Origin of the sequence: Shewanella algidipiscicola (genome assembly GCF_003605125.1) — a bacterium.
Classification (GTDB): Bacteria; Pseudomonadota; Gammaproteobacteria; order Enterobacterales; family Shewanellaceae; genus Shewanella; species Shewanella algidipiscicola.
Genome location: NZ_QPQT01000003.1, coordinates 221640 through 236124 on the forward strand (window position 1 = coordinate 221640; position 14485 = coordinate 236124).

At 41.7% G+C, this 14485-nt stretch carries 12 protein-coding genes; 11 read left to right on the top strand and 1 reads right to left on the bottom strand.

What is annotated here, in order from left to right; all coding sequences use genetic code 11:
* Positions 1-67: 67 nt before the first annotated feature.
* Positions 68-1579, bottom strand: a complete 1512-nt coding sequence (locus tag DVO77_RS04675; protein WP_119977508.1) for a peptide MFS transporter — start codon at positions 1577-1579, stop codon at positions 68-70.
* A gap of 1150 nt (positions 1580-2729) precedes the next feature.
* On the opposite strand from DVO77_RS04675, the gene DVO77_RS04680 reads away from it, so the two are divergent.
* The 11 genes from DVO77_RS04680 to DVO77_RS04730 all read left to right on the top strand — a co-directional run bounded on the left by DVO77_RS04680 (position 2730) and on the right by DVO77_RS04730 (position 14375).
* A complete protein-coding gene (locus DVO77_RS04680; RefSeq protein WP_119977583.1) occupies positions 2730-5492 on the top strand; it encodes an SLBB domain-containing protein in 2763 nt (920 codons plus the stop codon).
* 94 nt (positions 5493-5586) lie between these two features.
* The gene (gspG, locus tag DVO77_RS04685) at positions 5587-6012 is read left to right on the top strand and encodes a type II secretion system major pseudopilin GspG (protein ID WP_428842885.1); all 426 of its coding nucleotides are present in this window, start codon (positions 5587-5589) and stop codon (positions 6010-6012) included.
* Positions 6009-7676, top strand: coding sequence for a GspE/PulE family protein (locus tag DVO77_RS04690; RefSeq protein ID WP_308444031.1), 1668 nt, complete (start codon positions 6009-6011; stop codon positions 7674-7676). The genes gspG and DVO77_RS04690 overlap by 4 nt, the downstream gene beginning before the upstream one ends.
* Entirely contained in the window at positions 7676-8872 is a 1197-nt protein-coding gene (locus tag DVO77_RS04695; protein ID WP_119977510.1) for a type II secretion system F family protein, read from the top strand. The genes DVO77_RS04690 and DVO77_RS04695 overlap by 1 nt, the downstream gene beginning before the upstream one ends.
* Positions 8873-9511 carry a prepilin-type N-terminal cleavage/methylation domain-containing protein gene (locus DVO77_RS04700; protein WP_119977511.1) on the top strand — a complete coding sequence of 213 codons (639 nt, stop codon included), beginning with the start codon at positions 8873-8875 and terminating at the stop codon, positions 9509-9511.
* A 7-nt stretch (positions 9512-9518) separates the two neighbouring features.
* A complete protein-coding gene (locus tag DVO77_RS04705) occupies positions 9519-9953 on the top strand; it encodes a PulJ/GspJ family protein (RefSeq protein WP_162924143.1) in 435 nt (144 codons plus the stop codon).
* Positions 9950-10645 (top strand): prepilin-type N-terminal cleavage/methylation domain-containing protein, encoded by a 696-nt coding sequence (locus DVO77_RS04710; protein WP_119977513.1) that lies wholly within the window; start codon positions 9950-9952, stop codon positions 10643-10645. The genes DVO77_RS04705 and DVO77_RS04710 overlap by 4 nt, the downstream gene beginning before the upstream one ends.
* Positions 10646-10719: 74 nt before the next feature.
* Positions 10720-11550 (top strand): type II secretion system protein GspK, encoded by an 831-nt coding sequence (locus tag DVO77_RS04715; protein WP_162924144.1) that lies wholly within the window; start codon positions 10720-10722, stop codon positions 11548-11550.
* Positions 11551-11893: 343 nt separating this feature from the next.
* A complete protein-coding gene (locus tag DVO77_RS04720; protein ID WP_162924145.1) occupies positions 11894-13126 on the top strand; it encodes a hypothetical protein in 1233 nt (410 codons plus the stop codon).
* Complete coding sequence (locus DVO77_RS04725) at positions 13126-13692, top strand: hypothetical protein (protein ID WP_119977516.1); 567 nt, start codon at positions 13126-13128, stop codon at positions 13690-13692. Before DVO77_RS04720 ends, DVO77_RS04725 begins: the two co-directional genes overlap by 1 nt.
* Positions 13692-14375 carry a hypothetical protein gene (locus tag DVO77_RS04730; protein ID WP_119977517.1) on the top strand — a complete coding sequence of 228 codons (684 nt, stop codon included), beginning with the start codon at positions 13692-13694 and terminating at the stop codon, positions 14373-14375. The genes DVO77_RS04725 and DVO77_RS04730 overlap by 1 nt, the downstream gene beginning before the upstream one ends.
* The last annotated feature ends 110 nt before the right edge of the window (positions 14376-14485 follow it).

The following is a 14485-nucleotide window of genomic DNA, read 5'->3' on the forward strand; positions in this document are numbered from 1 at the left end:
TAAGACATAAAAAAACGCCTTACTAAGTCTAGTAAGGCGTTTTAGTTATATCGTTATCTTTTATCTTTTATCTTTTAACTGTTATCGCTTCATGTTCAGCCGTCACTGCAATTTCAGCTTCTAGTGCTTCTTCTTCAGTATGCGGGCCATCTTCAGCGCCGTGCATCCAGTCGACAAGTTTGTCAGCCATAAAGTAAAGGATAACCGCTGAAATAGCTGCTGTGATGGCAATACCCGCAAAGATAGACATAGCGTTAGCTAGCTGATCTTCTACCGAGCCACCAGGACCAATTAAGGAGCCGACAAGACCACCAATTTTATTTGCAGCTGCAATAAACAGGAACCATGCACCCATCATGAGTGATGCAATACGCAGCGGTGCCAGTTTAGTCACCATAGATAAACCAATAGGTGATAAACACAGCTCGCCCATAGTATGGAAGAAGTATGCACCGACTAACCACCACATGCTTGATTTAGCACTCGCATCGCCACCCATCTCGAGTACGGCACCAATCATAAATAGGAAACCGATGGCCAATAAGGTTAAACCAAGGGCAAACTTTACTGGTGAATTGGGTTCTTTTTTACCTAAATGAATCCAAATAGAAGCCACTACAGGAGCAAAGACCACAATAAATATAGCGTTAAGTGATTGGAACCAGGTAGTAGGCACTTCAAATGAGCCAATCATACGGTTGGTAAAATCATTAGTGAACAAGTTCATCAGGCCACCAGCCTGCTCGAAACCTGCCCAGAAAATGATGGTAAATAGACCCATAACCATGATCACTTTAATTCGATCGCGTTCGACTTTGGTTAAGGGCTCTTTACGGATCTCACCTCTAGCTTCTGCATTTTGTTTTTCTAATTTAGCCGCGGGAACAGTACCAATATCGCCTAATAATTTTTGTGCGAACAGAAACTGAATAATGAGCGATATCACCATACCGACACCGGCGCAGAAGAAGCCTGCTTGCCAGTTATTAACAAACACTTCTTGTCCATCGATCACTTGAGTGTAACCAAAAGTCGTGTAAGCCCAGGCAACGATAAATCCTGAAAGTGCAGCGCCTAAGTTGATACCCATATAGAAGATAGTAAATGCGCCGTCACGACGATGATCACCTTCTTCGTATAAATCACCAACCATAGTTGAAATGTTGGGTTTAAACAGACCATTACCAAAAATTAGCGTACCAAGACCAATATAAAATACAGTTGTTTCTAAACCTGGCATCCAGCTATGAGGTGCGGCGAGAACAAACTGACCAATGGCCATCAGTGCGCCACCAATATAGATAGCTTTACGTTGACCTAAAATATTATCGGCTAACCAACCACCGAGCAGTGGCGTTAAATATACTAAACCTGTAAAGGTACCATATAAGGAGAGAGCATCGGCTTGGGTCCAGCCCAATCCATGTCCACCTTGCGATTGAACTGCATCGACTAGATATAGCACCAAAATCGCACGCATTGCGTAATAACTAAACCGTTCCCATAACTCTGTTGTAAATAACAGAAACAGCCCTTTAGGATGCCCGAGCATCGTACCTTGAGGTTTTGCTGCGCTCATGTAAGTTTTCCCACCTTCGCTTGTGATTGCCTACATAACAGTATCTATGTAGAAAAATTTGTTGTTAATATTATCAATGCCTTAACAACTGACGTTTACTTGAGATGATCTGATTTTAAGTTAAAGAAATCATTCAAGTTTTTAGTTGTCTATCTGTTGCAGACTTTTGTTATTTATTAATATCTAACGTGTTAAATTGTTTTAAACCCACCTTGTATACACTTTTAAGCCCCTAAAAGTCAATTTGATTGGGTCAAGTGGTGAGGATTTAAGCATGGGATAGTGGTAAAATTAAATACCTTTGTTATTGCTAGATCCCATCTCTAATCAACAGAGTTCAAAAACTAAGACCATATCACTTGAACTTCATTTTTGTGTGACTTTCGAACGCATCAAAGCAAAGTATGTAACAACTTTTGCGTGGCAGCGTTTAAAGCTTGCATTTTGTTTTCCTCCTCCTGCTTGTCTGTGTCAGTATAACGACTCCCAGGTATTCAAATTCTCGAGTTCTGGGAACTATATCTTGCTAGTATTTTATGTTGGTATTGACTACCGCTAGATTTATTAAATAGATAAAGAGTCGTTGGAAAACCGTTATTACATCAGATCTGCAGAGTTTACACCTGAGTGATTTATTAATGCGGTTTGCACAGGGAGATAGAAAATCGACTTCACAAGTGCTGGATGTCAGGATGAATGAGGACGCAAGCTAAATTTAGCGTGGTTAATGTAGCAAAACGGTAAAGCTGGAATACGTCATATAACGCTTACTTTGTTGCGAGCGAAAATGAATGAAAAGTATTACAAATCATTTGCTTGGTAAGGGGTGGTTACAATTAGAAGTATTTATTTAGATCAAGGAACATTAGCCAGTATTAACAGGGCTAGCAAAGACATGAGTACTCGTTCTCTAGGCTAGGGATTGTTTGGATGGTTCTTATACTGTACTGAATTCATTAAAGGCGTATAATCATCCGGAATTTTTAGTTATTAGTTTTGATGGTTTATTTTCAAACTTCAGGATTGGTACTAATGTCATCGATTTTTTGGGAAATATTAAGGTGATATCCTCAATTTAGGATTAACCCCAACTTTAGCCTTAGTCCTTACCCAAAGGAACTGGTTGTAAGTACGATTATCGGAGAGTGTGGTGTTGCAAAAAGTGAAGAAACTAATCATTGCGAGCATAAGTATCTTATGTTTAATAAGTGGAGCGGTACATGCTGTGACTCCTTCACCGCAGATGATAGAGCAATTCAAGAAATTACCTAAAGCAGAACAAGAGCGTGTAGCTAAGCAATATGGATTTGATTTATCAATTCTAGCGGAAAACGCCTCCTCTCAGCAGAGTTTCGAAAATCCACAACTAGTAAACCCAAGAGAGGTCGAAGATCAAAAGCTTAAAGATATGGAGGAGCAACGACTTATCGTTGAGGAAGTTACTCAGTTTCTTAAAGAGCAAAAAGATAAAGATACTAAACTGTTAAAGCCATTTGGTTACGATCTTTTTGAAGGTGAACCAACAACTTTTGCTCCGGTTTCAGATGTGCCTATTCCAAGTGAGTATTTAGTCGGTCCAGGAGATACCATAAAAGTTCAACTGTATGGTAAAGAGAACAAGGAATATGACTTAGTTATTGGCCGTGATGGCATTATTCAGTTCCCAGAGTTGGGGCCCATAACAGTATTAGGTTTGAAGTTTGAGGATTTGCGTAAAACTATTTCTACACGAATTAAGCAGCAGATGATAGGTGTGGAATCTAATGTCACTATGGGAGAGCTTCGTTCGATACGGATTTTCGTTGCTGGTGATGCTTATAAACCAGGTTCATATACTGTCTCCAGCCTTTCAACAATAACTCAGGCATTGTTTGTGGCTGGTGGTATTGCTGAAATTGGATCGTTAAGAAATATACAACTAAGACGTAAAGGTGAGCTTATAGGTACATTAGACCTTTACGATCTACTGATGCGTGGTGACGCATCGAATGATATGCGCTTACGCTCTGGTGACGTTGTATTCATACCATCCGTAGGTGGTTTAGTTTCTGTCGATGGTGAAGTTAGACGTCCGGCAATTTATGAGCTAATAGGTAATGAATCGGTTGATGACGTTATCGCTATGGCGGGTGGCCTTAAAGGTGGTGCTTACCCGAAAAGTAGTATCGAACGCTATAATAAGCAAGGCTTGAAAACTATAAAAAATGTTGATTTGACAGCTGGAAATGGCAAGTCAACAAAAGCAAAAGCTGGCGATATTATCAGGGTGAAAACTGCGACATCTCAATACGAAGATGCGATAACTGTTCTAGGTGCTGTCGTTCGACCTGGTAAATATCAGTGGTATCAAGGGCAAAAGATAAGTGATTTATTTCCATCTATTTGGGGGGATTTTCAGTCTTCAGCAGATCTCGATTATGCGATTATTATCAGAGAGCTTAATAAGCATGGAGATATTGAGGTTCATCAATTCGCACCATCTAAGGCGATAATTGATAAATCATATCATCAGAATCTCGAACTCAAACCTCGTGATATTGTAATCATATTTAATTTTAGTGACGATGCTCAAAATCGCTTCGAGCTTAACAAACTTGTTAGGGAAAGAGTTGAGAAAGTCGTACAACTAGTTGGCGATAATTCACTTTCAAAAGATCTATTTAAAGTAGGCTTTTCACAGCTGGAAAATCAAAAACTTCGCGATCGCAGCCAACTTGGCGGGGTAGTTGTTAATCGTGAACAAGTTGATGATGATGACGCATTAGCTGTTAAAGGTGAAGTCAATAGAATTATGGCAAACCTGTTTGAAGATCCTGAACTTATTAAACTTAGCGGGTTAATGAATCGTAGTGAATTACTCTACCCTGTTATTATGAAGTTAAATCATCAAAGCCGTTTGGGCGATGAGGTACAAGTAGTAACAATCAAAGGGCAAGTTTTTCATGAAGGGATTTATCCACTTGCGACAAATGCTAAGGTTGCCGACATAATCAAAGCTGCTGGTGGTCTGAAAGAGGGAGCCTATACGGCAAGAGCTGAATTGACACGTACTATTACCATTGCCGATGGGTCTACTATAACACATCAAAATATTGAACTTTTAGCGGCTCTAAATGATGAACCTAGTTCAAATTTACCGTTAAAGGGACGAGATATTCTGACTGTAATGACAACTCCTGAATGGCAAGAGAATAAATCCGTAGAAATTCGTGGCGAGGTTAAGTTCCCTGGAGTTTATAACATTAGGCGCGGAGAAACCCTTAAAGAAGTGATAGAAAGAGCTGGTGGTTTTACTAGTTTTGCTTATCTTCCTTCGGCGGTGTTTGTGCGTGAGTCAGTTCGTCTCCAAGAGCAGCTAGAAATTAAAAAGTTGGCGGATCAGCTACGTAGAGATATCGCTACTCGTGGTGTATCTAAAGATGGTGATGTAGTTAATTATGCCGATGCCCAAATGATGCTAACTGATCTTGAGAATATAGAGGCTGTAGGACGTTTAGTCGTAGACCTTTCTGCGATATCAAAGGATATAGCCGAAGCCGATATACAGTTAGAAGATGCCGATGTACTTTATGTGCCATCCACAAAGCAAACTATTGCAGTGATGGGAGAGGTTCAGCATGCAGCGACTCATAGATATAAAGAGGGCTTAACACTTGATCAGTATCTAAATATGTCGGGTGGTGTAAGAGAACGTGCCGATGATGGGAGAACCTACGTAGTAAAAGCGAATGGTTCTGTAATGTTACCCAGCCGATCAATTTGGTTTAGCGGTGAAGATAAGCTACAGCCAGGAGATACCATTATTGTGCCATTGGATACTGAATACAAAGATAATTTAACTCTTTGGACTCAGGTGACCAGTATCATTTATAATACAGCGGTCGCATTTGCCTCTATTTCTAATATTAAATAGAAATGGTAGTTGTGATATCTTAATATCATGTTCAAGAGCGAACTTCGGAATTTAGAAGTTCGCTTTTCGTTTTTACTTAAGCAGTAGAAGGTTTATGCCACAAATGCAGAATATATCTTTAAATTGTAAGAGAAAAAATGGTTTCACTCTTATTGAATTGTTGATTGTGATCGTTATTCTAGGGCTTTTAATGTCCCTTGTAGCTCCTACTATGTTTTCAAAGGTTGGTTCAACTAAAACTAAAACGGCACAAGTTCAAATGGAAATGATTTCCACAGCCCTAGATACTTATCGTCTTGATATGGGGGATTATCCGTCAACCTTGAATGAACTTAGAAGCTCATCAAAGCCTCAATGGGATGGTCCGTATCTGCCAAAAGATGTCCCGTTAGACCCTTGGAATAATCCATATATTTACACAGTGCCTGGTGAAAATGGTCAGCCTTACAGTATGAAATCTTATGGCAAAGACGGTGTTGCGGGCGGCGAAAATGAAAATGCGGACGTTGTTTATCAATGATGGATGTTAACTCGCTATTGCAAGAAGAGTTTCAGGTATCTCAATCTGATCTCGACAAAGCCGCAATTTTTCAAAAAAAATATGCCGGACGTCTCGAACATATCTTAGTTAATATGGGATCTTTGTCGGAAGATATGTTGCCCCAATATTACGCTAAAATACTGGGCCTTACTCTTCTTAGTAGTGAACAATATCAAGCGGTTGATATCAATAAAGTTAAACAGATTGATATCAATAAGCAGCTGATTGGTTTTGATTGGATTGCTTTAGATAGGCTCAACGAGGATCAGAAGTTCCTCGTTATTGCTGGTGATCCTCTTTCTGCGGATGCTAATCAGTATATTAGTCAACAACAGTTGATGATAGAACTACGAGTCGCTTCTGATGAACAGATACAGGCATTAAAACAGCAATATCAGGAAATTGAAGTAAACAGCTTACCTGTCAGTGAAGAGTTATCGGACGTTGAAGAAGATAGGCTTCGAGAACTAGCCGGCGAAGCACCTACGGTTAACTTACTTAACTCATTAATTTCCCGAGCACTAAAGGCTAGAGCTTCCGATATGCATCTCGAGCCAATGGGGAGCCGATATCGGGTAAGGTTCAGAATCGATGGTGTGTTAAAAGAAGTCGATTGGATCCCGCCAAGAATGCGCCTTCCGGTTGCATCAAGATTGAAGATTCTCTCAGGAATGGATATTGCTGAAAAACGCCGTCCTCAAGATGGCAAGATTGGCATGAAAATTTCTAACGAAGACCTCGATATTCGTGTATCTGTGCTGCCACTGCACGATGGTGAAAGTATAGTGATGCGGTTCTTGAGGCAAGATGCAATCAGCTACAGCATGGAGATGCTGGGACTTTCAAGAGACATCGAAAAAAATATCAGGGAAGATATCGAGAAAACCGCTGGAGTTATTCTGCTTACAGGCCCTACTGGATCGGGTAAAACCACAAGCCTGTATACCTTTTTGAATGCTATTAATGATGAAACAGTAAAAATTATCACCCTTGAAGATCCGGTAGAGTATCAGTTGGAAGGGATCAACCAGGTACAAATTCAATCCAGTATTGGTTTTGATTTCTCTGCGGGTCTGCGTAGTATTGTTCGTCAGGATCCAGATGTGATTATGTTGGGTGAAATTCGAGATAAGGAGACAGCGCAGATTGCCATGCAGTCTGCATTAACTGGACACTTAGTGTTTTCAACGGTTCATACCAACGATGCATCGAGTGCTTACACTCGATTACTTGATCTTGGTGCAGAAGAATACCTACTGAATGCGGCAATCGTATCGATAATTGCTCAGCGATTGGTGAGAAAGTTATGCAGTCACTGTAGTCAGCCAGATGAGAATCAACAACAGAATATCGTAAAATATGCATTGCAACCTTTAGCCGATACCTATGGTACCGATATTCGTTTACATAAGGCGGTAGGTTGTGAACATTGTTCAAATACTGGTTATCGCGGTCGTGTCGGTATCATCGAGTATCTGAGATGCGATGAGGCGATTAAGGCCTTACCTAAAGATGAGAACTTTCCAAGCCATGCGGTGCGATTAAATCAGGAACGCGGGGGGCGCACCCTGATGCAAGATGGGTTTATTAAGGCAATTAATGGCCAAACAACGATAGAAGAAGTGATTCGGGTTGCGGGATAATGGCATTATTTGAGTACAAGGCATACGACAATACGGGTGCTGCAGTTAATAGCGAACTGACCAGCAACACGTTGGAAAATGCTAAAAAGCTTATTTCAGATGAAGGCTTACATCTCGTTTCGATTAAAGAAAAAAGCACGCAAGCATCATTAACACTGTTTCGCTCTGAAAAGCTCAGTTTGGATGAGCTAGAGTTCATTACATCTGAGCTGTCGCTGCTGTTACGTAGTGGAGTAAAAATCGATAAGAGTTTGCACATCCTCAGTAAAGGCAAGGCGAATACCCCCTCCGGTAAGCTACTGGGTGAGCTTTCTCAATCGGTAAAGCGTGGTGAGTCACTGGCCGATGCTCTCTCCCATCACCCAGACTTTGATAATTTATATGTCAACTTAGTGAAAATGGGAGAGGCCAGTGGTGAACTTAGTAAAGTATTTGCCGGTTTAGCCCAGGATTTGATTTTTAGAAAAGAATTAAAAAGTAAGATAATACAAGCGCTCACGTATCCAAGCGTAATTCTCATGGTTTGTATTTTGGCTATCGTATTCGTGTTTAATTTTATTGTGCCGCAGATGGGAGGCTTGTTTGAGGGGAACGATAATTTACCCGTTTATACCCTTTTCCTACTTGAGGCCAGTAAATGGATGCAGGAGTATCAATGGTTTTTGTTTGGCGGCATTATTGCTGCGGGAATCGGTATTAAAGTTGCCCTGCAAAAAGGGATGATTAACGATCAGCTAGATGAAATTTTGATTAAGTTACCGCTATTAAAATCAGCAGTACATCAAATTGAGCGCATTCGCTTTAATACTAGCATGGCACTGATGCTCGATGCTGGAGTACAACTCGATAAAGCTATCGAACTGGCTGCTGGTACTGTTAAAAATAGGTATTTGCGTGAAGGCTTGCTCTCTGCAAAATCTAAAGTTAAGCGGGGTGTCAGTCTGACAGATGCATTAAGTGCTAGCCCAATCTACCCCGATTTTTTTATATCTTTGTTAGAGGTTGGTGAGGAGAGTGGCCAATTAACACCCGTTTTTGAAGAGATAGCCAATCGGAGTCGTAACGATTTCGGTAGTTGGACCAGCCGTGTAACCAGTCTGCTCGAACCTTTGATGATCTTGATCATGGGAGGCATTGTTGGCTCAGTGGTTGTAGTAATGCTATTAAGTATCATGTCGGTTAACGATGGTCTCTAGATGCAGTTAACCAGCGGCAAAAAACCATCTTGTCTCTATTCACTAAAAGCTCAATCTGGGGTGACTCTGATTGAGCTTTTAGTCGTTATCGTATTGCTTGGGGTTGCTATTGCATTAGTGGGCCCCTTTACCATGAAACAGGTCGACAGCGCTAAGGCCCGCAACGAACAACTACTGCTACAGCGCTGGTTGCAAAGGCAGAGTTTCAGTGCGTTCACCAGCGACAGCCCGATACAGTTAAGGTTTGACGGCAAAGCGGTTTATCGAACCTTGTTACCCGGCACGCCACTGTATAACCAGGAGGTTCTTGGTAGCGCTCAAGGGATAGATAGTTCAGATCACGGTACCGGCTATGGTAGCAGTTTTGGTGAGAGTTATGACTCTGTCGCAGGGAATGAAATGGCTCCACAGTTTAATGACCTGAATGATTACCTTAACCATGATAAGTACCTTACCAGCCAGAATAACAGTGACTATGTCGTTCCTGATATTATCTTTAACCATATTTTTTTTGAGCCTCAAATACTTAAGATAAATAATCATGGTTACATCAAAGCTGAGACATTAAATTATCACTATCGCGGAACTGAGGTCTCTTTGAATCTTTCAAATCTATTAACAAACCCCCATGGTGGCTAAGCAAATAATGAATTGCCGTTATAGTCGTCCTCAAAAGGGCTTTACCTTAATCGAGGTACTTATTGCCGCAACCATCTTGTTTGCCGTTATCGGGGTGGTCAGCCAAACCTATCGCGGTGCCACGATAGCAAGCAGTAAGGCAACACGCTCGGCTGAACTTCTGGGTATCACACCACTATTGCTTGATACTATACGTTTCAGGCTTAAGATGGAGCAAACCGATAAACAGATAGACGATGAGGGAGTACTCAACGGCTTTGAGTTTCAGTGGCGTGCCAACGTTATCAAGAAAGGGGCACCGCCTTCAAGATTCAGCCCGGATGATGGAAGAGTGGTTACTTTTGACAATAAGTTTTATTTATGGCAAGTGAGCCTGACGTTAAAAAAGCAGGATTATAGTCAGACCTTCGAGTTTGAAGAGTTGACCTGGGGCACACAATGATAAGGCGAAAAAAATCATCGGGCTTCACCCTGATTGAGATCCTGATCGCTATGCTTGTGCTGAGTATAGTGATGTTTATCGGTAGCCTTAGCTTCTCAACCTTTAGCCAACGCTGGCAACAAGATATGGGCAGTTTTACCCAAGAGGTTGCTACTGCCAAAAACTTAGTGCTGTTGCAAAAAGCGTTGAATGGCGCCTCCAACTATATAGTAAAAGATGACAAAGATGACAAAGATGAGGCAGTCTATTTTTTCAAGGGTAATGATAAATATCTTCTGTTCGTTACTAATAATCCTGTTTTTAATACCGATGGCCAAGCTTTAATCAGACTCAGTGTTACTGTCTTAGCGGATGGCAAGCAACAACTAAGGTATGAGGAGACGCCATTTGGGCTATCCCCACTGCTGAGGTTAAGCTCACTGCCTAAATCGAATTACAGTCAAATACTGCTCACAGACAATGATATCCGCTTTAATTTTTATGGCTGGGAAGATCAAAAACAACGGACTGCATTTTTTGAAGGGGAGCCTATGGCCCCCAAATGGATGAAGGAATATTTTGGCGAGAAAACTGGCATGTTACCCTATGCAGTTAATATTACATGGGGCAACAATGAACCCATTATATTCCCACTGCTTAACGATAACAGATATCAAATGTTCTATGCCCGTGAGAAAAGTACTGATGCTTAATTTATTCATTTTTATCGTCGTTAATCATTAAGATGCAATCAATAAGGTTGAATGTTGCTCAACGAGGCGTAGCCTTGATTCAGGTACTGCTTCTTACCGCCATTTTATCTATGATGGCCCTGCAGTTTACCCTGTCCAGCCGACAGCAGGTGACTATTGCTACCGATCTGCAGCACAAGATACAGGCCGAAGTAAAACTACGGACTCTGGAAAGTCGGCTGCTTTTTGCTCTGTTGACAATTTCTAAAAATGATGTTGACCGCGCATTGCAGCAACAAGATGAAATAGGTCGGTTATGGAACTTTTATGGCAAGCCATTCACAGTTTCAGATGGGGCTACTGTGTCCATTCAGGATATTAATGGCTTGCTATCGGTTTATGGTGTGCATAATTCATCACAATTGCAGCAATTACTACAGTTTCTTGGTAAGCAGCCTCAAGAGGCTCAAACTATTGCCTCAAATTTACAGTATTGGCAAGGCTATGAAAGTAATCAATTTACAACTATGAATGGAAGCGTTGTCAGGGGCGAACACATACTCAGTGTCGGTGAGTTAAGAAATGTTGACGGTATCGACGATAAGCTTTATCAGCAACTCTCGCCCCTTGTTACCACATTACAACAACTCATGTTCAACCCCATGACGGCGCCACTGCCTCTGTTGCAGGCTAAGTTAACTCCTGAAATCGCCATGGAAGTCGACAAGCTGCGCAGAGAAGGGAGATTAACCCGTCAACGTTTTTCCGAGCTGACGCAGATAGAGGAGGGAGATACCATAATTTTTGCACCAGGGAGACGCCTTCAAATTGAGTTGACGGCCTCTGTTGGCACAGCGGTAGCAAAGCGGCGCTTCATTGCTTACCTTCGGCCCGAGAATAGGTTTCCGGTGGTATGGTTTCAATAAGGTGGAATGAAGTGCATAAAACAACAGGTGTATAGTTGCTCTCCACTGCCATTGACGATATGACTTTTCCTCTTATTCTCGATAAATGGCGCAGAATGGAGGGGGCGCAGCAATAAAGTGAGATTTAGGCATTATTTAAGCTGGCCTTAATTTCATTTTGTTTTAATGCTTCGCCAGTTACTGATATGATGCACGCTGTTTTGTTGAGAGAAACGCCAAATCAACAATCGAACATAATGGTAGCCTAAGCAGCTCGTATGGACGTTAAAAGAACCCAAGATGATAAGAATGAATGATGCTAAGTGCTAGTCCAAAAATAATCAATAAAATCAAAAGAATGGTTTTGAATCAGGTTATCTATGTCGATAGCCGAATTTACCGTTTCAATCAAACAGCAGCTGATGCTGTTCTTTCATTTGAAACCATCAAAGCTAGTGCTAATCAAGATTCTCAATCTGAGTCTAAAGAGGAAACTCTCACTTCGGTTAATGCCCATCTACATAAAGGCAAAATTGCCATCTTGAGTCGTAACTGTTATCGCGAACAGCTGCAATGGTATCCGATAGCTAAAAAATCCGATGTGGTTAAGTTGGTCAAATTACAGGTACAAAATAGCCCTTCTCAGGTGTTATTTATTGTAGGGACAATCATCAATGGTAAAACGCCCGTCACCTATTATTACCTCAATGAGCTAACTCATGGGTTGAAAGCCTGGTTATTGATCCCCGAAACAAGTTTATTAGGTCATGGGCTTTCATCAGATAGCTTATTAAGCTATCAAACGGTAAACCCTTGTAACACCGTATTTGTCTCTAACAGTGTTGCCGGTATTGTGTCAGCACTACAGGGCGGGATAATTCAAAATCTCGAGCAGTTTGCTTTGTCACAAGGGGTGACAGCTCAACATAAAGTTCACCTTTCGGCTCAAGAGCATATATTGTCGTTAAAAGCGCGATTGAAGCACCTTTATCAACTGCCGCTAAATGGTCTGGTAAACAGAGCGGCTCTGTCATTTGACGCGAGCTCTACAGTCTTATATCGCATGGCTTTGCCTGGACTTGTCGTGATCACCCTTTATCTTGTGTTAGCCGCGCAGGTATCGGAATTTAAAGCCGATAGCACCAAGCAAGAGTTGCGCGCAGCCACCAAAGAAGCCAACCAAGTATTAAACCAATATCAGGATATCAATGAGATGATTGACCGCTATGGTCAATTGGCAGAGAACCGGCCGCAAAGTACTCAACTGCTCAGTGTGTGGAAGATACTTGCCCCCATGTATGAATTGGGGGTGATTTTTAGTGATGTGCAGCAGCAACAGCAAACAGTCACCTTACGTTTTACCGCAGAGTCTGCCTCGCAAGCCCTGCAGCAACTCATTAAACAAGCTGGCGTAACCAATGCTAAATTTGTCGGCTCTGTACGCCGCCAGCGTAATATGGACGCAGCAACGGTTCAGTTTGAGCTACTACAAGTCAAACCAACCTCAGTTCATACTGCTTCGGCTATGAAGGCCGAAACTGAAAGTGACAAGATGATCGACTCGGCTGCATATAAGCCCAGCGTGGAGGCTCAATAATGCAGGAGCTAATCAAGTATAAGCGATACCTGATCTTAGTCGCCGTGTTAGTGTTAATGAAATTTGTCTGGGTCCCATTGTGGGAAACCAAACAGGATAACTGGCAACAACAACAACAAGCCCAGTCAAACCTGAATAAAACCCGCGCCTTGCTGGCACTTAAAGATGAAATGCTGGTCAGAAAAACAACGATGTCAGTGCGACTAGAGCAAGCCGAGTCCGGTTTTGCTCAAACGGCTAGCATCACTAGCTATAAACTGACAGCGCAATCGAAATTGGAGAGCCTATTCAAACGTCATAACATCGAGCTTAGTAACTCATCATGGCGTGATGGCCTGAAAACTAACGATATTCAGACCTTGTTATTGGATATTCGATTTACGGGCTCTCTTAAACAATACCTTAGTTTACTGCAAGAACTGCAACAAAATGGCGATTTCGCCAATGTTAGTTTGGACTCTAATCAGTTGAGTATTCGCGGTCAAACGTCAGACAAGCTTGGCAGTGTAAATGGGCAAGTGTCGTTAAAACTCGCCGTCAAGTTGCTTTCAAGTGAGGAATCCTGATGACAATCTCGTTAACTCGTGTGTTTGGCAGCATATCGCAGCAGGGCCGTGATAATGCTACTTTTGCCGAAAAGCTAACATGGGTAGCCATTAGCCTGGTACTCTTGTTTGCGCTGCTCGTTATCGATTATTTTATTAATCAGTCAGATGAGCAATTCCGAGAGTCGGATCTGTTACCTGAGTTACCTGTTGAGATTCAAATGAAACAGAGCAGTGGTGACGAAATCGAGGTGATTGGATTATATAGTCAATTCGATCAACCCAAAGTTGTTGAAGTTAAAAAAGAAGTTAAATTGACAACTAATATTATCGACAGTATGTCACTGGTAGAGCAAAACAAGCAGTCAGGACTGTTGAGTAAGTTGTATATCGGCAATGCGATATACAGACTCAGTGGGGTTGTCCAAGCGGGAGAGTATAAAGCCGCATTTAGTGTCTCTTATACACAGGCTCCCGAGAGCCGTGTTGTGTCAGAAAGTGATGCGAATGAGGACCGTTTAAGGGAAAAGGTGCAACAGAAGGTAGGTAAAACAAATATCAGTGTGTTCAAAGGTGATTTACTGGGGCCATATACCGTCGAATCGATTGATAGCAGGCGGGTGGTTTTGGTCGATAACGGGCGGCGCCTTTGGCTTGAACTGTTTGCCCCATTACTAACTAAGCAAGATTCAGTTATTAAATAGTAACAGATGAGAGAATGGGTAATTTAGTTCAATTTAACTCTTATCTTGGAAAGCATAGCTAAGAAAATTTTGTAGACAGATAACAGATAACAGATAACAGATAACAGATA